General features: G+C 74.0%; 18 protein-coding genes. 8 read left to right on the forward strand and 10 right to left on the reverse strand.

Annotation, left to right across the window (positions count from 1 at the left end; genetic code table 11):
- The first annotated feature begins 19 nt into the window (after positions 1-19).
- Positions 20-742 (forward strand): zf-HC2 domain-containing protein, encoded by a 723-nt coding sequence (locus ACIQMJ_RS36680; protein WP_499765613.1) that lies wholly within the window; start codon positions 20-22, stop codon positions 740-742.
- A gap of 8 nt (positions 743-750) precedes the next feature.
- On the opposite strand, the gene ACIQMJ_RS36685 is transcribed toward ACIQMJ_RS36680, so the two are convergent.
- Genes ACIQMJ_RS36685 through ACIQMJ_RS36700 form a run of 4 tightly spaced genes read right to left on the reverse strand, consistent with a single transcriptional unit; the run spans position 751 to position 4,588 of the window.
- The gene (locus ACIQMJ_RS36685; RefSeq protein WP_499765614.1) at positions 751-1,932 is read right to left on the reverse strand and encodes an ATP-grasp domain-containing protein; all 1,182 of its coding nucleotides are present in this window, start codon (positions 1,930-1,932) and stop codon (positions 751-753) included.
- Positions 1,929-2,972, reverse strand: a complete 1,044-nt coding sequence (locus ACIQMJ_RS36690) for a pyridoxal-phosphate dependent enzyme (RefSeq protein ID WP_499765615.1) — start codon at positions 2,970-2,972, stop codon at positions 1,929-1,931. The genes ACIQMJ_RS36685 and ACIQMJ_RS36690 overlap by 4 nt, the downstream gene beginning before the upstream one ends.
- Before the next feature lie 31 nt (positions 2,973-3,003).
- Entirely contained in the window at positions 3,004-3,687 is a 684-nt protein-coding gene (locus ACIQMJ_RS36695) for a DJ-1/PfpI family protein (protein WP_499765616.1), read from the reverse strand.
- Between the two features lie 22 nt (positions 3,688-3,709).
- On the reverse strand, positions 3,710-4,588 hold the full coding sequence (locus tag ACIQMJ_RS36700) for a LysR family transcriptional regulator (protein WP_499765617.1): 879 nt from the start codon (positions 4,586-4,588) through the stop codon (positions 3,710-3,712).
- Positions 4,589-4,680: 92 nt separating this feature from the next.
- Here ACIQMJ_RS36700 and ACIQMJ_RS36705 point away from each other — a divergent pair, with 92 nt between their 5' ends.
- Entirely contained in the window at positions 4,681-5,544 is an 864-nt protein-coding gene (locus ACIQMJ_RS36705) for an SDR family oxidoreductase (RefSeq protein WP_499765618.1), read from the forward strand.
- Positions 5,545-5,735: 191 nt separating this feature from the next.
- On the opposite strand, the gene ACIQMJ_RS36710 is transcribed toward ACIQMJ_RS36705, so the two are convergent.
- From ACIQMJ_RS36710 to ACIQMJ_RS36720, 3 genes are all read right to left on the reverse strand, one after another.
- Positions 5,736-6,476 carry an SDR family oxidoreductase gene (locus ACIQMJ_RS36710; protein WP_499765619.1) on the reverse strand — a complete coding sequence of 247 codons (741 nt, stop codon included), beginning with the start codon at positions 6,474-6,476 and terminating at the stop codon, positions 5,736-5,738.
- Between the two features lie 274 nt (positions 6,477-6,750).
- A complete protein-coding gene (locus tag ACIQMJ_RS36715) occupies positions 6,751-7,452 on the reverse strand; it encodes a TetR/AcrR family transcriptional regulator (RefSeq protein WP_499765620.1) in 702 nt (233 codons plus the stop codon).
- Between the two features lie 66 nt (positions 7,453-7,518).
- Positions 7,519-8,697 carry an RsbRD N-terminal domain-containing protein gene (locus ACIQMJ_RS36720; protein ID WP_499765621.1) on the reverse strand — a complete coding sequence of 393 codons (1,179 nt, stop codon included), beginning with the start codon at positions 8,695-8,697 and terminating at the stop codon, positions 7,519-7,521.
- 271 nt (positions 8,698-8,968) lie between these two features.
- On the opposite strand from ACIQMJ_RS36720, the gene ACIQMJ_RS36725 reads away from it, so the two are divergent.
- The 3 genes from ACIQMJ_RS36725 (at position 8,969) to ACIQMJ_RS36735 (ending at position 12,124) form a co-directional block, all read left to right on the forward strand.
- Complete coding sequence (locus ACIQMJ_RS36725) at positions 8,969-10,201, forward strand: YncE family protein (RefSeq protein WP_499765646.1); 1,233 nt, start codon at positions 8,969-8,971, stop codon at positions 10,199-10,201.
- Between the two features lie 98 nt (positions 10,202-10,299).
- Positions 10,300-10,980: a GntR family transcriptional regulator gene (locus ACIQMJ_RS36730; protein WP_499765622.1), complete on the forward strand. Its 681-nt coding sequence runs from the start codon at positions 10,300-10,302 to the stop codon at positions 10,978-10,980.
- Complete coding sequence (locus tag ACIQMJ_RS36735) at positions 10,970-12,124, forward strand: MFS transporter (RefSeq protein ID WP_499765623.1); 1,155 nt, start codon at positions 10,970-10,972, stop codon at positions 12,122-12,124. The genes ACIQMJ_RS36730 and ACIQMJ_RS36735 overlap by 11 nt, the downstream gene beginning before the upstream one ends.
- A gap of 3 nt (positions 12,125-12,127) precedes the next feature.
- On the opposite strand, the gene ACIQMJ_RS36740 is transcribed toward ACIQMJ_RS36735, so the two are convergent.
- A complete protein-coding gene (locus ACIQMJ_RS36740; protein ID WP_499765624.1) occupies positions 12,128-12,787 on the reverse strand; it encodes a response regulator in 660 nt (219 codons plus the stop codon).
- Positions 12,777-13,907, reverse strand: a complete 1,131-nt coding sequence (locus ACIQMJ_RS36745) for a sensor histidine kinase (protein ID WP_499765625.1) — start codon at positions 13,905-13,907, stop codon at positions 12,777-12,779. The genes ACIQMJ_RS36740 and ACIQMJ_RS36745 overlap by 11 nt, the downstream gene beginning before the upstream one ends.
- A gap of 84 nt (positions 13,908-13,991) precedes the next feature.
- On the opposite strand from ACIQMJ_RS36745, the gene ACIQMJ_RS36750 reads away from it, so the two are divergent.
- Complete coding sequence (locus ACIQMJ_RS36750; protein WP_499765626.1) at positions 13,992-15,422, forward strand: serine hydrolase domain-containing protein; 1,431 nt, start codon at positions 13,992-13,994, stop codon at positions 15,420-15,422.
- A gap of 457 nt (positions 15,423-15,879) precedes the next feature.
- The gene (locus tag ACIQMJ_RS36755; RefSeq protein ID WP_499765627.1) at positions 15,880-16,077 is read left to right on the forward strand and encodes a hypothetical protein; all 198 of its coding nucleotides are present in this window, start codon (positions 15,880-15,882) and stop codon (positions 16,075-16,077) included.
- 4 nt (positions 16,078-16,081) lie between these two features.
- Here ACIQMJ_RS36755 and ACIQMJ_RS36760 read toward each other — a convergent pair whose 3' ends face one another.
- Positions 16,082-17,038 carry a LuxR C-terminal-related transcriptional regulator gene (locus ACIQMJ_RS36760; RefSeq protein WP_499765628.1) on the reverse strand — a complete coding sequence of 319 codons (957 nt, stop codon included), beginning with the start codon at positions 17,036-17,038 and terminating at the stop codon, positions 16,082-16,084.
- Between the two features lie 146 nt (positions 17,039-17,184).
- On the opposite strand from ACIQMJ_RS36760, the gene ACIQMJ_RS36765 reads away from it, so the two are divergent.
- The gene (locus ACIQMJ_RS36765; protein WP_499765629.1) at positions 17,185-18,681 is read left to right on the forward strand and encodes a DUF8189 domain-containing protein; all 1,497 of its coding nucleotides are present in this window, start codon (positions 17,185-17,187) and stop codon (positions 18,679-18,681) included.
- The last annotated feature ends 71 nt before the right edge of the window (positions 18,682-18,752 follow it).

The raw sequence follows: 18,752 nt of genomic DNA on the forward strand, positions 1-18,752 counted from the left end.
ATGGAGCGACTACTGGGACGTGGACTGCCCAACCTGCCGCGAAGCGCTGTCCGCGCGCCTCGACGGTGAAGACGAGCCCGTGCCCGCCGCCGACGTGGACGCGCACCTGGCGCAGTGCGCGGACTGCTCGACGTGGCTCGTCCGGGCGCAGGCGCTGACCAGGACGATCCGGGTCCGCCCCGCGCAACCCTCGCCGGACCTGGTGGCGGCCGTGCTGGCGGACGCGCCGCCGCGCCACGTCGCCCTGGTGCCACGCCTGGCGCTGGCCGCGGTGGCGATCACCCAGCTGTGGCTGGCGCTGGCCCAGCTCCTCGCCGGGGCGACCTCCCCGCCCGCGCACGACGAGACCCTGGCCGGGCACCTGTTCAACGAGGGCGCGGCGTGGAACCTGGCGCTGGGCATCGGTCTGCTGGTCGCCGCCGTGCACGCCCACCGGGCCGCCGGGCTGCTGCCCACGCTCGGCGGGTTCGTCGCGGTGCTCGCCGCGTTCTCCGCGCACGACCTGGTCACCGGCACGGCGACGGCGACCCGCGTGCTGTCGCACCTGCCACTGGTCGCCGGCCTCGTCCTGCTGTGCCTGGTCCACCGCGCGCACCGTGACCAACCCACGCCGGGCACACCGGCGCAGCACGACCACGACGAGCACGACGGCACGGGCGAGCCCGACGACCGCCGTCCGCCGCGGCCGGAGAAGCGCGGCCGGGGCGGGCTGCGGCCGACGGCCCACCGCCGTGCCGCCTGACCCCGCGGTCACGTCGTCACCGGCGTGATACCACCGGCGGCGGCGAGCGCGCGGTGCAGCGCGAGCTCGGCGGTCGGGCCTTCGGCGAGCACGATGCCCGTGCACGACCGCTGGTCGGCCAGGTGCTGGACGAGGTCGCCGGGGCTCGCGGTCGGGTACCACTCGGGCGAGCCGGGCAGCCCGCCCAGCCGGTCCAGCCCGGACCACCCGCGCAGGACACCGGCCCGCTGGGGGTAGGACAGCACGAACGCCACTCCGACACCGGGTTTCAGCGGCTCGGTCAGCAGCGCCGGTTCCCGGTCCAACGCCGTGGACACCATCGCGTCGTAGACGTTGGTGCCCAGGGACCGGCACAGCGCTTCACCGACGAGCGCGCCGCCGATGCGGGCGTTGACCTCGACCACCTCCGGGCCGTCGGCGGTCAGCACGAACTCGGTGTGCGCGAACCCCCGGTCGTGCCCGGCGACGGCCAGCACCCGCCCGATCCACCGGCCCAGCTCGGCGAGGTCGGCGGCGGGGAACGCGACCGGGAAGGCGGCTGCCTCCTCGCGGCGCACGGGTTCGGGGGAGAGCTGCCGGCTGAGCACGCCCAGCAGCCGGGTGCGGCCGGCCCACGTGACCGTTTCGGCGCTGTAGAGCGGCCCGGCGAAGTACGGTTCGGCGATCAGGTCGCCCTTGAGCGGCGTGCGTTCGGCTTCCCGCAGCGCGGCGTCCAGTTCGGCGCGGGTGCGGACCAGCCACACCGCGCGCGACGACGTGCCCGCGGAGTCCTTGACCACCAACGGGAACGCGTCGGCCGACCCCGGGTCGACCGGCCCGCCGCGGCTCAGCCCGTGCTCGTGCAGCAACGCCCGGACCGCGCCCTTGTTCCGCAGCACGCGCACCGCGTCCACCGACGGGCCGGGAAGGCCGAGGCGCCGAGCCAGTTCCGCGCCCGGGACGGCCCACGTGTCCGTGGAGCTGATCAGCCCGGCCACGTCCGGCATCGCGCGCAGGGCGGCCTCGCACGCCCGGACGTCGGCGGTGTCGAGGTCGACCACCCGCACGCGGTCCGGGCCGAGGGTGGACAGCTCGTGGGTGTAGATCGACCGGTCGCCGGTGAGCAGGCACAGGTCGTGGCCCGCGTCCTCGGCGGCGTCGGCGAGCCGGCCGAGGCCGAACGTGAGGGCTTCCAGCAGCACGATGGTCACGGCACGGGGTCCTTCCGGCGTTCCGGCGCGGGGACGACCGCCCGGCGCGCCCAGTCCATCGCGGCCCACGGCGGCGTCAGGTCGTCCAGCGAGGTGATCTCCACCGGCGTCAGCAGCGCCGGGTCCAGGGCTTCGCGGTGGCGGGCGAACACGCGCGCGGCGTAGCGGTGGCCGGTGTCCGCGCCGATGACGAGGTGCGTGCGGCCGGGGTCGCGGCCCGCTTCCCAGCGCGCGGCCAGGTGCGCCGCGCCGGTGGACAGGCCCGCGAACACCGCGTGGTCGCGCATCAGGCCGACGGTGGCGGCCATGGCGTGCTGGAAGTCCAGCCAGTGCACGCGGTCGTACAGCTCGTGGTGGACGTTGTCGAACGGGATGGCGCTGCCGATGCCCGCGATGATGGCGTCCGGGTCGGTGAACCGCTCGCTGCCGAACGTGACGCTGCCGAACGGCTGCACGCCGACCAGTCGCACTCCGGGGTCGTGCGCGCGCAACGACCGCGTCAGCCCGCCGCTGGACGCCCCGGTCCCGACGCTGCCGACCACCGTCAGCTCCTCCTCCGGCAACGCCCGGCGCACCAGGTCGGCCAGCTCGGCGTACCCGAGGTGGTGGACGGGGTCGTGGTACTGGCGCATCCAGTGCAGGCCGGGGTCGCGGGCCAGCAGCTCGCGCACCCGGGCGACCCGGCGGTTCTGGTCCAGCCGCAGGTCGTCCGACGGCGGCATCCGGTCGACGGTGACTCCCAGGATCTCCAACTGGGCGCGGATCGTGTCGTCCACGGTGGTCGAGGCGACGATGTGGCAGCGCAGCCCGTGCCGGTGGCAGGCCATCGCCAGCGCGAGCGCGTAGATGCCGCTGGAGCTGTCGACCAGCGTCTGTCCTTTGTGGATAACTCCGGTGTCGAGCAGGTGCCGGACCGCGCCCAGCGCCGCGTACACCTTCAGCGTCTCGAACCGGATCAGCACGATGCCGGGCGCGAGCCGGACGAGCGCGGGCGTCTTGAGGGCGTCGGTGATGTGGTCGTGCACCGGCGTCGGGGTCATCGTTGGGTCCCCTCGGGGGTCGACGGGGCGTTCAGGCGCGCCAGACCGTGCCGCGCCGCTCGTACTCCAGGACCGTCTCCACGCGTTGGGCGAGCTTCGCCCCGAGGAACCGCTCCACCAGCCACAGCGCCACGTCCAGCCCGGACGTGATGCCGCCGCCCGTGACCAGGTCGCCGTCGTCCACCACGCGCGCGTTGACGACGTTCGCGCCCTGCGCCGCCAGGTCCGCTTTCGCGCCGGCGTGCGTGGTCGCGTTGCGGCCCTTGGTGATGCCCGCGGCGGAGAGCACCATCGTGCCGGTGCAGATGCCGACCCGCAGGGACCGCGCGGCGGCCAGTCGGCGCAGGAAGTCGCGGTCGGCCACGAGCCGGTTGACGCCCGGCCCCGTCTTGTCGGTGTAACCGCCGCCGGGCACGATGAGCACGTCCGCTTCGCCCGGCGTCCACGCCTCGGCCACGTCGACCTTCGTGCCGTAGGTGCACGTGACCGTGCCGGGACGTGCGGCGGCGGCCAGTGACGTCGTCACCGCGCCGCCGCTCATCCGCCCGGCCAGGCCCAGCACCTCCACCGGTGCGACGAAGTCCTGCTCCTCGACCCCGTCGAACACCAGCACCCGCACCCGAAGCGGCGTCGCCGCGCTCGCGGTGGCGACCGGCATCGCGCCGGCCGCTCCCACGGACAGCGCCGACGCGCGCAAGAACGTGCGACGTTCCACTGCGACCTCCCCGGGATTGCCTTCACCCCAGTGGTCGGTCGGGACCCCCGTTCGGTTCCGGGCGTTCCGCCGCCGTCGCGGCGCGGACGAGGGCGGCGGTCGCCCGGGACCGGGACTGCTGCGGCCAGGCGATCACCAGCGTGGAGGGAGGTGCGTCCGGGACGTCGAGGTAGGCGAGGCCCGGTCGCGGGTAGCGGGCCGCGACGGACGCGGGCAGCAGGGTGACCAGCTCGCCCAGTTCCACCAGCTTGAGCAGTTGGGACAGGTCGCGGACCTCGTGCCGCTCGGCGAGCCCGTCGAGGTAGCGGTGCAGCTGGTCGTGCCGCGTCGGGCCGTCGACGGGCAGCCCCAGCTCGGCGAGGTCGACGCGGTCGCGGGTGGCCAGCGGGTGGCCGATCGGGACGGCGGCGACGCGGCGCTCGACCACCACGGTCTCGGCGTCCAGGCCGGTGCGGTCGAACGGCTCGTGGATCAGGGCCGCGTCGGCGTCGCCCCGGCGCAGGAGCAGGGGTTGCTCGCCCCAGCCGCACAGGCGGACCGCGACCGGCAGGGACGAGGCGGGGTCGGCCGCGTACCCGGCGAGGATGGTCTCCAGCAGCCCCGCGTCGCTGTCGGCCTTGACCGCCAGGACGAGCTTCGGCTCCGCGGCGCGGCGCGCCCGCCGCCCGGCCGCCTCCAGGGCGTCCAACGCGATCCGCGCCTGGTCGAGGAGCACGGTCCCGGCGGGGGTCAGCGCGACGGCGTGCGTGGTCCGCTCGAACAGCGTGACGCCCAGTTCCGCTTCGAGCTTGCGGATCGCGCGGGACAGGGGAGGGGACGAGATGCCCAGCCGCTCGGCGGCGCGGGCGAAGTTGAGCTCCTCGGCGACGGCGACGAAGTAGCGCAGCGGTCGCGACTCCACGCGCCCCACCTCCGTTCGGTATGTCCCTCAGGGTAACAACCCGGTGGTCGCCGATCCTTCCGGTTCGGCGGGGTCGCGGACAGGGTTGACCCGTGATCATCGTGAGCGGTGCCAACGGGAAGCTCGGTCGGGCGGTCGTGGAACGGCTGCTCGACCGGATCGGGCCGGAGCGGATCGGGGTGTGCGTCCGCGACCCCGGGTGCGCGGAGGGGCTGCGGGAGCGGGGTGTGCGGGTCAGGCAGGGCGACTTCGCTGACGCGGCCGGCCTGGTGCACGCGTTCGAGGGCGCGTCACGGGTGCTGGTCGTGTCGGTGGACTCGCACGGCGCGGGTGCGGTGCGCCTGCACGGGACGGCCATCGCCGCGGCCGTGGAGGTCGGCGTCGAGCGCGTCGTCTACACCAGCCACATGGGCGCGAACCCGTTGTCGCACTTCGCGCCGATGGTGGACCACGCCGCTACCGAGGTGGTGTTGCGGGAGTCGGGCGTCGCCTTCACGTCGTTGCGCAACGGCTTCTACGCGTCGTCGGCGCTGATGTTCCTGGAGGGGGTGCTGGAGACGGGGGAGTTGGCCGCGCCGGAGGACGGACCGGTGTCCTGGACGTCCCACGACGACCTGGCCGAGGCGGCGGTCGTCGCGTTGACCGAGGAGGTCCTCGACGGGCCGACGCCCGCCCTCACCGGCGCGGAGGCGGTCGACCTGGCGGGGATCGCGGCGATGGCCTCTCAGGTGACGGGCCGGGCGATCCGCCGCGTCGTCGTGTCGGACGAGGAGTACCGGGACCGGCTCGTCGCCCGCGGCCTGCCCGGACCCGTCGCCGACCTGCTGGTCGGGATGTTCGCGGCGAGCCGCCGGGGCGAGTTCTCGCGGGTCGACCCCACCCTGGCCGGCCTGGTCGGACGACCGACCGTGCCGCTGCGCGACATCGTGGCGTCCCGGCTGACCACGTCCGCCTGAGGTCTGCGCTCGCAGCCGGCACGCCCTTTCAGGGTCGGACCGGAATCGGGTCGGCCAGGCCGAGGCGGGTGAGGGGACATCCGGGCGGACGCGATCAGCCGCGCAGCCGACCGCCCGCGAGCCCACGGCCGCCTTTCGCCGCGGCGGCGCGTGTCGGGCGTCGGGGGCGGTGTGCGAAGTGGACGGTCGGGTCAGACGAGGCCGCCGTTGGCGAAGAGCACCTGGCCGTTGACCCAGCGGGCCGGGCCGGCGAGGAACGCGACGGCCTCGGCGATGTCCTCCGGCTGACCGAGGCGTTCCAGCGGGGCGGCCTTGGCGAACGCGGCGATCGCGGTGTCGTCCTTGCCTTGGAGGAACAACGGGGTGGCGGTCGGACCGGGCGCGACCGCGTTGACGGTGATGTCCTTGCCGCGCAGCTCTCGGGCCAGGATCAGCGTGATGGCCTCGACTGCGGCCTTGCCGGCGACGTAAGCGCCGTAGGCGGGTAGCTGGGTGCGGGTGACCGACGTGGAGAAGTTGACGATCGCACCACCGCGGCGGAGGCGGCGCGCGGCCTGCTGGGAGACGACGAACGTGCCGCGGACGTTGGTGCGGTGCATGCGATCCAGGTCGTCGAGGTCCAGCTCGGCGATGGGCGAGAGGATCATGATCCCGGCGGTGTTCACGACGACGTCGATGCCGCCGAACGCCCCTTCCACCGCGTCGAAGGCGGCGCTCATGTCCCGCTCCTCGGCGACATCACCGCCCACGGCCAGCGCCTGCCCACCGCGTGCGGTGATGGCGGTGACGACCGCGTCGGCCTTGTCCTTGTTGCCGGCGTAGTGCACACCGACCGCGAACCCGTCGTCGACCAGGCGCTCGGCCACGGCCCGCCCGATCCCCCCGCTGCCGCCGGTGACAAGGGCGACGCGGGTGGTGGTGGTGTCGGTCATGAGAATTCCTTTCGGATGCGTGAATACGCGAGGCCCCGCAGCTGGGTCGGTACGGCGCACGGAGTGCCGGGGCGCGTCGGTGCCGGTATGGCGAGCGCGAACACGGGAGGGCCGTGGCTGAAGCCAGAGCGCGCCGCAGTCGAGGTGGCGGGTGCAGCGGTGTGGCTGCGCGATGCAGGGAGCGGCGGTCAGACGCGCCCTTGGCTCTGTGGGCCCGCGGTATGCGCTATGCGCCGGAATTCCGGTGCGGGCGGGGAGGCGTTGGTGGGGTTGGTCAGGGTTGGGGGGAGGTGGCCAGGTGGGTCAGCCATTCGGTCAGGAGGGCGAATTCGGCCGGGCTGAACGACTCCGGGCGGTGGGAGCGGAGCAGGGCGCTCAAGGTGGTGGCGGCCTGGGCCACGGTTGGCGCGGGGGAGGTGGGGGTGGTGTCGGGATCGGGGGTGAGGATGCCGGGCAGGACGATGTCCCGGATGCGGACCGAGAGGGTCGGGTCGCGGTCGGGTTCGGGGCGGTTGAGCAGGGACAGGGCGACGCCGGTGTTGGCGGCCATCACGATGTCGGCGGCGTGGTCCGGTTCGACCGCCAGGCGGCCGGATCGGGCGACTCGTTCCAGCACGCCCCGCAGCAGCTCGCGCGCCTCGCGGACGGCCTGCGGTGGCGAGGACAGCCTCGGTGTGTACATCAGGCGGTAGACGTTCGGGTGGTCCAGGGCGAAACGCGTGTGCCCGTCCCAGCCGCGCCGCAGGTCGGCCACCGGGTCGTCGGTCGGCGTCGCGGCGCGCTTGGCCGCCAGGTACTGCGCGAACCCGTGGTCGACGACGGCGGCCAGCAGGCTGTCCTTGTCGCCGAAGAGGCGGTAGATCACCGGCTGCTGCACGCCGGCCCGCTCCCCGACGGCCCGCGTGGAGATGTCGCCGGTCGGCGAGGTCTCCAGCAGCTCGATGGCCGCCGCCAGGATCGCTGATCTGTGGTCCATGTTAGCAACGATAACACAACGGCAGATCGGTGCCAGCAGATTGTTGTTATCAGCGATACGAGTCGGTCAGGAGCGGTGCGGTGGCCGGTGGTCGAGCCAGGTCCGCAGCGCCCACCAGTGGCGCAGGGTGGCCAGCACGCTCGACGGGTCGACCGCCGCGCTGTCGTCCCACGGCGTGCCGGTGATCTCGGCCAGCCGGTCGAGCCGGTACCGGACCGTGTTGGGGTGCACGTGCAGCGCGGCGGCGGCGTGACCCAGGCGTTGACCGTGGTCGAGGTAGACCAGGGCGGTGCCGACCAGTTCGCGGTGGAAGTCGTCGGCGTGGTCCAAGCCCACCAGCGTGCCGCGCAGCAGGTCGGCGAGCACCGGTTGCGCGGCCAGGGCCACCTCGCCCGCCAGGTCGGTGAGGTCGTGCACGCCGCGCAGCCCCGCCCGCCCGGCGATCCGCAGGCCCGCCACGCACAACGGGTGCACGTCGCGCATGGTCGCCGGCCCGGTCGCGGGCGCCACCACCAGCAGCACGTCCGGCGCGAGGTCGGCGGCCGTCGGTCGGCGGGCGGACAGCCCGGTCAGCCGCCCCTCGACCAACCCGTACACGCCGCCGCACGCCAGCAGGCGTTGCTCCAACGCCCGCGCCTCGCCCGGCTGCGTCACGTCGGACACCAGGCAGTGGTAGCGCCCGTCGGACGACAGCCCCGCGCGCCGCAGCTCGGCCCGTTCCGGCGGCCCGCCGTCACCGTGCAGGAGCAACCGCCGCAGCAGGTGGGTGTTGGCGTCGCGGTTGGTGCGCGACAGCTCCAGCTCCGCCGTGTGGTAGCCGTTGATCACGTGCCGCTCCAGCGCCCCGGTGTAGCGGTCGAGGTCGACCATCCCCTCCAGCAGCACCTCGTCGGGCACGCCAGCGTCACGGCTGCGCGCGATGGCGATCTTCATCGCCCTGGTGCGGCCCGCCTGGACACCGCGCAGCAGGCCGTCGATCGAGATGCCCTGCGCCGCGCGGTCCGCGCCCAGCGCCTCGGCGGCCTCGAAGTCCTGCGCCTCCGGCTCGTCGGACCGCTCGAAGAAGTCGAGCCCGGTCGCCAGCAGGACCTCGACGTGGCGGCGGTTCTCCGCCTCCGGCAGCCGGGCCACCTCCGGCGACTGGTCGCGCGCGGCCCGGACCAGCTCCTCCACGACGCCGCGATCGGTCGCCATCCCCCGGAGCACCTGCCCGAGCAGGCGACCGCGGTCGCGCGCTGCCGGCACCGGCCCACCTCCCGCCGCGACGTTGTGGCAGTGGCATAACGAGCGGGCGGCTCGTTGGGCACCGGCCCCTACCGCGGGCGCGCCGCGAGCCGGTATCCATTACCTACTGAACGGTAACACCTCCGGCCGGACCCGCGGGGCCACGGGTTCGGCGACTCCCGTGGACTACTCGAACCCTGCACGGATGTGACAACCCCGCATCCGGTTTGGAGCTCTCGTGGACAAGAAATCCGGGGCGACAGCACGCGACCGCGTCCCCCGCCGCGCGCGTTTGCTCGGTGCGCTGGCCACCTGCGTGCTGGCCACCACCGCCGTGCCCGCCACCGCCGCGCCCGCCACCCCGCCGGAGAGCGCGGCGCTGCGCCAGGTGATGTTCGTCGGGAACAACTGGGACGGCACGGCCGACGTGATCGCCCCGAGCGGCGACTTCGCGAAGATCGGCCGGGTGAACATCATCCCCGACCGCCAGGAGCGGTTGTGGGAGATCTACCTCAACCCGATCAGGCTCGCGTTCTTCCTCGGCATCCGGTCCGGCCCCGGCGAGGGCCACGACCAGTTCGTGGACGACATGTACACCACGCCCGACGGCCGCGCGGTGGTCGCCTCACGGCCCAGCTTCGCCGACGTGGTGTCGATCGACCTGGCCACGGGCCGGGTGAACTGGCGGTTCCCGGTGTCGGGCTTCCGCTCCGACCACATGGCCGTCTCGCCCGACGGGCGGCGGGTCGCGGTGTCCGCCTCGACGTCCAACACCGTGCACGTGCTCGACATCGAGACCGGCCGCCAGGTCGGCTCGTTCGCGACCGGCGACAAGCCGCACGAGAACGTGTTCACCGACGACGGTCGCCACCTGTGGAACATGTCCATCGGCGAGGTCAACACCGCGCTGGACGACCCGGCGCTCGACTTCACCAAGGGCGACCGGCGGATCACGGTCGTGGACGCGACGACGTTCCGGCAGGTGAAGGTGATCGACATGCGCCCGCGGCTGGACGCGTTCGGCCGCTCCGACCTGTCCGACTCGGTGCGGCCCGTGGCCTTCACGCCCGACGAGTCGAAGCTGTACTTCCAGGTGTCGTTCTTCAACGGCTTCCTGGAGTACGACGTGGCCGCCGACCGCGTCACGCGGCTGAAGGAGCTGCCGAAGAACCCGAACACCAGCGAGGACCGCACCACCTGGGTCAACGACTCCCGCCACCACGGCATGTCGATGAGCCCGGCAGGCGACAAGCTGTGCATCGCCGGGACCATGGACGACTACGCCGTGGTCGTGGACCGGGCGACCCTGCGAGAAGGCGCCCTCGTGCCCGCGTCCAAGCCCTACTGGGCCACGGTGAGCGGTGACGGCCGCAGCTGCGTGATCTCCGAGAGCGGGGCCGACCAGGTGACCGCGATCGACTTCGCCACCGGGCGCAAGCTGGTCTCGGTGCCGGTCGGCGACCACCCGCAACGGGTGCGCGTCGGGCACGTCCCGGCCGGCTGGACGGGCCCGCAGGCCCGCTGAACCACGCCGGGGAGCGGTGGTCGGCACCACGTCGACCACCGCTTTCGCACGTTCAGGCCGCCGCTGTAGGTTATAACCTATAAGCGAGGAGGTCTCAGGTGGCTGAGCCGGTCGAGCCGTTCCGGACGAAGAGCGAGTTCGCGTACACGACGTTGCGCGAGAAGATCCTGTCGGGCGAGTTCGCGCCCGGCCAGGTGCTGAACCAGGCCGCGCTGGCGCACACCATCGGCATCAGCACGACACCGCTGCGCGAAGGGCTGCGCCGGCTCAAGTCCGAGGGCCTGGTCGAACTCGACGCCCACCGCGACGCCCGGGTCACCGAGCTGACCGCCGACGAAGCCCGCGACCTGCTGGAACTGCGCGCCTCGCTGGACCCGCTGGCGGTCGCGCTGGCCGCCCGGCGGCGCACCGAGGCCGACCTCCGCGAGATCCGCGCGGCCCTGCGCGGGCTGCGACCCCTGCGCCGCGACCCCGGCGTCGAGGACCTGGTCTCGCACCGCCGGTTCCACGCCGCGCTCTACCGCGCGTCGCACAACGACCTGCTCGTCGCCACCCTGGACGGCCTGTGGGACAAGGCCGACCGGTACCGCCGGTTCGCCCTGGCCACCGGTCGCCCGGACGAGGAGCGGGAGCGGACCGCCGCCGAGCACCGGGAGCTCGTGGACCACGTCGTGGCCGGCGACGCCGACGCGGCGGCCGAGGTCATGCGCCGGCACGTCTCGGCGAGCCTCGGCGCGAGGGCCGCGTCGCACCTGGGTGCCGATCCGCATGCGGGGTAAGGCGGTGGCGGTGCTGCTGGTGCACACCGTCCTGGTCCAACTGGTCACGTTCGTGCTGCGGCCCACCTCCACCTACCGCGCGCTGGAGCTCGGCGTGCCGACGGGGTGGCTCGGCGTGCTGTCGGCCGGGTTCGCGATGGCGCCGCTGGTGCTGGCGATCCCGTCCGGGCAGGCCGTCGACCGGGTCGGCGAACGCCGCGTGATGCTGGCCGGCGCGCTGCTGATGTGCGCGGGCGCGGCGACGTTCGCGTTCGCGGCCGGCGGGGTGGCGGGGCTGCTGGCGGGCAGCGTGCTGCTCGGCACCGGGCACCTGTGCTCCGTGGTCGCGCAGCAGGCCCTGGTCGCCAACACGACCGAGACCTCGCGGTACGACACGGCTTTCGGCTACTACACGTTCGCGGCGTCGTTGGGGCAGGCGGTCGGGCCGGGGTTGATCCTGCTGTTCGGCGGTGACCGGACGATCCCGCGCACGGACACCGTGTTCCTGGTGGCGCTCGTGATCACGGTCGTGCTGATCGGCGTCACGGTGGCGGTGCGCGCGCCGGCCGACCGCCGTGCGGCCGAAGTGGACGGTGCCGCGGAGGGCGTGCGCGACCTGCTGCGCCGTCCCGGCCTGGTGCGGACGCTGGCGGTGAGCTGCGTGGTCATCGCGGCGGTCGACATCACGCTGGTCTACCTGCCCGCGCTGGGCGCCGAGCGCGGCATCCCGTCCGGTGTCGTCGGTGGGCTGCTCGCGGTGCGCGCGGCGGCGTCGATGACGTCACGGCTGTTCCTCGGCCGGCTGGCCGCGTGGCTGGGCCGGCGTCGACTGCTGCTGGGCAGCGTGGCGACGGCCGCGGTGGGGCTCGCGGCGGCGGCCGTCCCGATGCCGGTGTGGCTGCTCGGCGTGGTCGTGCTGGTGGTGGGCCTCGGCCTGGGTGTCGGGCAGCCGCTGACGATGTCGTGGCTGGCCGAGGCGACGCCGCCGGGACTGCGCGGGCGGGCGATGTCGTTGCGCCTCACCGGGAACCGCCTCGGCCAGGTCCTCGTGCCCAGTGCGGCGGGGTTGCTCGCGGCGGGCACGGGCGCCGCCGGTGTGCTGGTGCTGACCGCCGCGGGGTTGACCGCCGCCGGTGTCGCGGCCGGGCGTCGTCCGCCGGGCTGACCGTCACGGGTCGGCGAGACCCGCCTCGTAGCCCGCGATCACCAGCTGAGCCCGGTCGCGGGCCGCCAGCTTCGCCATGAGGTGCCCGATGTGCGTCTTCACCGTGTGGCGGCTCAGGTGCAGGGCCTGTTCGATCTCGGCGTTGGACAGCCCGCGGGTGATCAGCGCGAGCACCTCCCGTTCCCGCGGGGTGACCCGGTCGAGCGAAAGCCGGGGGCGGCGCGGAGTGGGCGCGCGGACGAACTCCGCGATGAGCCTGCGGGTCACGGTCGGCGCGAGCAGCGCCTCACCGGCCGCGACCGTCCTGATGGCGTCAAGCAAGCGGTCCGGCGGCACGTCCTTGAGCAGGAACCCGCTCGCACCGGCGCGCAACGCCTCGTGCACGACGCCGTCGAGGTCGAACGTGGTGAGGATGAGCACCTTCGGGGCGTCCGGCAGCGCGGTGATGCGGCGGGTGGCGGCGACGCCGTCCAGGTCGGGCATCCGGACGTCCACCACCGCCACGTCCGGCCGGTGCCGCTCGGCCAGCTCGCACGCCCGTCGCCCGGTGCGCGCCTCGGCGACGACCTCCACCCCGGGATCGGCGTCCACCAGCAGCCGGACGGTCTCCAGGAACATCGGCTCGTCGTCCGCGAGCAGCACGCGGATCGGCTCAGCCGTCATGGCGGCCCCCGGTGTCGAACGGGAGCGTGGCGCGGACCGCGAACCCGCCCCCGGGCTCCGGGCCCGCGTGCAGCGCGCCGCCGTGCAGCGCGACCCGCTCGCGCATGCCGAGCAACCCCTGCCCCTCGCCGCCGGGCGTCGTCGCGGTCGTGCCCGCGTCCACGACGGAGACGACGAGCCGGCCGGGTTCGACGGCCGCGGTCACGTGGCAGCGCGGTGGGTGGCTGTGCCGCCGCACGTTCGTCAGCGCCTCCTGCACGATGCGGTGGGCCGAGACCCGCACGGCGGCCGGCGTCCTCGCCAGGTCGGCCTGCTCGACGGTGACCGCGACACCGGCCGAGCGCGCGTCCTCCACCAGCCGGTCGATGCCGCCGGCCGGTGCGGCGGAGGGTTCCCGCACCCCGCCGAGCACCGTCCGGACGTCCGCCAGGGCCGACCGGCTCACCTGCTCGATGCCCCGCAGGGCCGCCTCCCGCTCCTCCGGGCGCGTGGCCGCCACGTGGTTGGCGACCGCCGCCCTCATCGCGATCAGGCTGAGGTTGTGCCCGACCACGTCGTGGATGTCGCGGGCGATGCGCAGCCGCTCCTCGGCCACCGCCCGCGCGGTGCGCGACTCGGCCAGCTCGGCGTCGTGCCGCCGGCGGGTGCGCACGGTCGCGGCGACCGCCCACGTCCCGACGACGACCACGGCGCTGAACAGCAGCGTCGACGCGGGTGCCGTGGCGAACGACTCCCCGTCGCCGGACACCGGGACGACCGGCAGGCCCGGCACGGTCGCCACCGCGGTCCCGGCCGCCACCACGCACGCCACCGACGCCACCGCGGCGTCCGGCCGGGGTGAGACCACCACGACCGGGTAGAGCGCCAGCGCGACGGCCGCCAGCACCGACTCGTTGCCCGTGCCGACCACGATGGCCGCCGCGCCCACCGGCAGCACGGCCCACAGCGCGGCGGCCGGTCGGAGCCGGCGGACGGCGAGCGGAGCGCCCAGCGCCAGGCCCGAGACGACGGCGAGCACGTCGACCCCCGGTGCGCGCAGGACCGTCCACATCGCCACCACGACCGCGATGGCGGCGTCCACCACCAGCCGCCCTCTCGGACCGAGCCTCGCCTGAGCCATGCCGGCACGGTATCCGGCCGCCGCCCGGCGGAACTCGGACCACGGTCCGATGGCACGGCGCCGGATCGTTCCGAGACTGCGGGTGTGCTCACCTCGATCCTGGCCGCCTTGATCCTCTCCGTCACGTCCCTCGGCCCGACCACCGCCGCGCCACCCGCCGTCGACGCCGCCGCCGTCGACGCGCTCGTGCGGCAGTACCGGGAGCAGACCTCGCTGCCGGGCGTGGCGGTGGCCGTCACGCACGGCACCGAGGTCGTGCACGCCGCCGGCTACGGCCACACCCCCGACGGTGACGCCGTGACCGCGCACACCGTGATGGCCGCGGCGTCGGTGAGCAAGTCGTTCACGGCGTTGGCGGTGGTGCGGCTGGCGGAGGACGGGCGGATCCGGCTGGACGACCCGGTGCGGGCGCACCTGCCCGAGTTCACCATGGCCGACCCGCGCGCCGCCGACATCACCGTGCGGCAGCTGCTCGACCAGACCTCGGGCATGTCGGACACCACCCACCGGTCGTTCAGCGGCCCGCCCGTCCACACCCTGGCGGAGGCCGTGGCGGCGATGCGCGACTCGCGGCCGGCCGCCGATCCCGGCACGCGCTGGGAGTACCACAACCCGAACTTCCAGGTCGCCGCGCGGCTGGTCGAGGTCGTCGCCGGCGTGCCGTTCGCCGAGCACCTGCGCCGGCACGTTTTCGCGCCGCTCGGCATGCGCGACAGCGGCACCGCCGACACCGAGCGCGACCTGCCGCCGAGCGCCCGAGGCCACGTCAAGGTGCTCGGCCTGCCCGTGGCGCTGCCCGAACCGCCCGCGTTCGGCAACGGCTCCGGCGGCGTGCTCACCTCCGCCCACGACCTGGCGGCGTGGCTGATCGCGCAGAACGACGAAGGCCGTGGACCGGACGGGACGGCGGTCGCCACGCCGCGGAGCATCGCCGAGACGCACACCCCGTCCGCCGTGTCGGGGTCGTACGGCCTCGGCTGGTTCGTCGGCGTCACGCCGGCCGGCGCGCGGGTGGTCGACCACGGTGGCGACCTGTTCACCTCGACGGCCTACCAGGCGCTGCTGCCGGACTCGGGCCACGGCATCGCGGTCATGGCCAACACGGGCATGCGGCACGGTGACGCCCAGGCGCTCGGTGAACGCCTCATCGCCCTGGTCGAGGGCAGGCTGGTGCCGCCGGCCGGCGATCCGTCCGCCGTGATCGACGCGGTGCTGCTCGTCCTGGCCCTGGCCGTCGCGGCGTTGGCGGTCCGGGGAGTGCTGCGGTCCCGGCGGTGGGCCGACCGGCGGCGGTCGCCCGCGCGCCTGGTCCCGCTGGTGCTGCCGCTGCTGCTCCTGGCCACCGTCCACCGGGTCGTCGGCTTCCTCTACCGGGGCCGTGACGTGGCGTGGCTCCAGGTGCCGTACCTGTACCCGACCTTCACGGTGCTGCTGGCGGTGGCGGCGGTGGGCGGCGTCGCGGTCCTGGTGGCGAGGCTGGTCGCGACCTCCGCGCGCCGGGCGGACGCCGGGTGACGGGCGTGGACCCGGGCGCGCCCGCGGCGGGGGAGCGCCCGGGTCCACGCCCGGCACCCGTCCCGGTCACCCACCTCCGTCGTCCGGACCGGTGCCCGGTTCGTCCTCCGGAGCGGACCCCGGTTCGTCCTCCGGGTCGTCGGGGGCCCGTCCCACCCAGGCGATCGTGTCCGGCTCGGGCCACCACCCGGTCGGCACCGGCAGCGCCGGCCCCGAATGCTCAGCGCCCGGTTCGCATCCCACTCATCACCTCCCGACGTCGAGCACGTGCGCCCGACGCTAGGGACGCGCCGCGCTCCGCGCAGCGGTCGGCTCCGGCCAACGGCCGCAGCAGGCCACCGCCGATCGGCTGACCTATTGCGGACGGTGGCCGGACCCGCCACTGCCGCCGGCGGCCCGCGACCGCCAGGATTCGGTCATCGCCGGTCGGGGGACCAGCGACAACCAGGAGGAGAACATGTCCAAGCGCATCGTGGCCGCCGTGCTCGCCGCGGTCTTCACCGCGGCGACGTTCGGCGTCGCGGCCTTCGGCGTCGCCGCCGCGAGCACCGCCGTGACGGCCACCGGCGACCCGACCGACCCGCCGACCCCGTGTCCGATCCCCGACATGGAGTGCGACGACGACGACTACGGCTGGACGCACCCCGGCACGTGACCGGTCAGTTCAACCACCCCAACCGGGTGGCCGCGTACACCGCGGCCACCCGGTTGTCGGCTTGCAGGGCCTCCAGCAGCCCGGAGACGTAGCGGCGCACGGTCCGCTCGCTGATCTTCATGTGCCGGGCGATTGCCCCGTCGGTCATGCCCGTGGCCAGCAGGTCCAGCACCTTGGCCTGGGTCGGCGTGAGCCCGTTGCGCGAGCCGGTCTCCTGCGCGCCGACCGGCACCGCCTGGCTCCACACCAGCTCGAACAGCATCCGCAGCGCGGCGATGATCGTCGGCGTGCGGATCAGCAGCGCGCCCTCCATGCCGGTCGGGTCCAGCGGCACCAGCGCGGAGTGCCGGTCGGCGATCACCATCTTCATCGGCAGCTCCGGCACCGCCCGCATCTGCCAGCCGGCCTTGAGGTTGCCCTCGACCATGTCGCGCGAGCTCTCGAACTCCAGCACCGCGCGCTCGTACACGTTGCGCAGCAGCACGCCGCGCTCGGCCACGACGGCGGGCAGCGTCATCACCGTCTGGGCGCTCGGGGCCTTGCGGAAGTGCCTGGTGGAGAACGTCACGAACTCCTCCCGCGCGGACAGGCACAGCTCGAACGAGATCTGGCCGATGCGCTGCGGGTCGGTGACCACCTCGATGTCGGGCGTGTCACCGGAGGAGTTCGCCATCCGGTAGGCGGCCTGGAGCGCGTCGAGCTGGTGCCGTGCCGCCACGATCGCCCGCTGCTGGTCGAGCACCTGCTGCTGCGCGACCAGGATCGCGTGGTCGACCGCGCGCACCGGCTCGACCGGCGCGATGGTCGGGTCGCCGCGGTAGTCGCGGCGGACGAATCCCTTCTCGAACAGCTCGGCCATGTCAGAGCTCCCGGCCCGCGGATCGTCCACCGCTATCGGCCCGCCGCGCACCAATGAGTCGTACAGCGCCCCCGCGCCCATGGACAGCAGCCCTTCGAGCATGTCCCACCCCCGGGTTCTCCCCAAAACCGGAGCCCCAGCGTACGGGCGTGTCCAGTGGCGGCCAATGGCCGATCTGCCACCTACGTGCCGCACCGTCGCGACCCCCACGCTCGGGGTCGGACCAGCCACGGCGGAAAGGCACGAGGATGAGACTCGACCAGCGAGCGGCCCGGTTGCTGCTCTCGACGGCGCTCGCCGCGGCGGTGCTCGGCGGCGGCGTCGCCACCGCCGCGCCGTCCGCCGGCGCCACCGGCGGCGAGGGGCAGCGCGCCGCGGTCGCCGGTTACCGGGCCGGGCCCGGCACGCCGACCACCGCGGTCACGTCGACCGACGCGTCCGGCGCGACCGTCGCCGCCGAGGTCGCCACACCGGCCGTGACCAGGTCGGAGATCATCGCCCGGGCCCGCACGTGGGTGACCGCCGCGGTGCCCTACAGCCAGAGCGACTACTACGGCGGCTACCGCACCGACTGCTCCGGCTTCGTGTCGATGGCGTGGCAGCTCGGCGAGTCGCTGACCACCCGCAGCCTGGACCAGGTGGCGCACCGCATCGACAAGGACGACCTCAAAGCGGGCGACATCCTGCTCAGCTACGACAACCACGTGGCGATCTTCGAGAAGTGGGCCGACGCCGCGCGCAGCGAGTACTACGTCTACGAGCAGACACCGCCGCGGGCGGTCTACCGGAAGATCCCGTACCCCTACTACAGCGGCACCTACCTGCCCTACCGCTACGACAACGTGATCGAGGACGACGGCCAGACGACCGCGTTGCCCGGCCTGTCGACCATCTCCCGGGCCAACGGCGACCTCGACGTCTTCGCCGCCACCTCGGACGGCCACCTCAAGCACCGCAACATGAACGACGGCGTGTGGGGCTGCTGGGCGACGTTGCCGTACAACGCGAAGATCAAGGGCGACCCGGCGGCGATCTACTCGAGCGGTCGGATCGACGTGTTCGCGCAGGGCGTCGACAACCGGTTGAAGAAGATCACCTGGACGTCGACCTACGGGTGGTACCAGTGGGCGGACATGGGCGAGTACGTCGTCACGTCCTCGCCCGCGGTGACGAGTCGGCACGCGACGGGGATCGACGTGTTCGCCAAGAACGGCGAGAACAAGATCGTCTACCGGCACTACGACACCGTGCAGGGCTGGACCACGACCTGGTCGAACATCGGCCTGAACGCCTCGACCACCACCGCGTCCGGCGCGCCGGCGGCCGTGGCCAACGCCGACGGCACCCGCATGAACGTCTTCGCCCGCGCCACCGACGGCAGCCTGCTGTCGTTGATGTGGACCCGGGACGCCGGCTGGTACAGCTGGGCCGACCGCGGCGGCAACTTCACCGGCCGCCCCGCCGCCTCCACCCGCGGCGGCGACAGCGTCGACATCTTCCTGCGCGACCACGACAACAGCTTCGTCCACCGCTACAGCCCCAACGGCGCGGACTGGACGACCTACCCCGCCAGCGACTTCGGCGGCTACATCCTCACCAGCCCGACCGCCGTGTCCATGAGCGGCCAGCGGATCGACGTGTTCACCCGCAACAGCGGTGCCGACCTCATCCGCAAGACCTGGACCAGCACGAACAGCTGGTACGAGTGGGCCGGTCACGGCCCGGTGGGCGCGCCCGCCTGCTGATCGACGGGCGGCCGGTCCTGCACCGGCCGCCCCTCCCCGCGCCCACCCCCCCCGTGCCCGCAAACCTGGAG

It is taken from the genome of Actinosynnema sp. NPDC091369 (assembly GCF_044757065.1).
Lineage (GTDB): Bacteria > Actinomycetota > Actinomycetes > Mycobacteriales > Pseudonocardiaceae > Actinosynnema.

Bases quoted from the DNA above. Each gene is read 5' to 3' on its own strand.
- ACIQMJ_RS36690 (WP_499765615.1), bottom strand. From the start codon at position 2,972: ATGACCCCGACGCCGGTGCACGACCACATCACCGACGCCCTCAAGACG.
- ACIQMJ_RS36755 (WP_499765627.1), top strand. From the start codon at position 15,880: ATGTCCAAGCGCATCGTGGCCGCCGTGCTCGCCGCGGTCTTCACCGCG.
- ACIQMJ_RS36740 (WP_499765624.1), bottom strand. From the start codon at position 12,787: ATGACGGCTGAGCCGATCCGCGTGCTGCTCGCGGACGACGAGCCGATG.
- ACIQMJ_RS36715 (WP_499765620.1), bottom strand. From the start codon at position 7,452: ATGGACCACAGATCAGCGATCCTGGCGGCGGCCATCGAGCTGCTGGAG.
- ACIQMJ_RS36735 (WP_499765623.1), top strand. From the start codon at position 10,970: ATGCGGGGTAAGGCGGTGGCGGTGCTGCTGGTGCACACCGTCCTGGTC.
- ACIQMJ_RS36745 (WP_499765625.1), bottom strand. From the start codon at position 13,907: ATGGCTCAGGCGAGGCTCGGTCCGAGAGGGCGGCTGGTGGTGGACGCC.
- ACIQMJ_RS36710 (WP_499765619.1), bottom strand. From the start codon at position 6,476: ATGACCGACACCACCACCACCCGCGTCGCCCTTGTCACCGGCGGCAGC.
- ACIQMJ_RS36760 (WP_499765628.1), bottom strand. From the start codon at position 17,038: ATGCTCGAAGGGCTGCTGTCCATGGGCGCGGGGGCGCTGTACGACTCA.
- ACIQMJ_RS36765 (WP_499765629.1), top strand. From the start codon at position 17,185: ATGAGACTCGACCAGCGAGCGGCCCGGTTGCTGCTCTCGACGGCGCTC.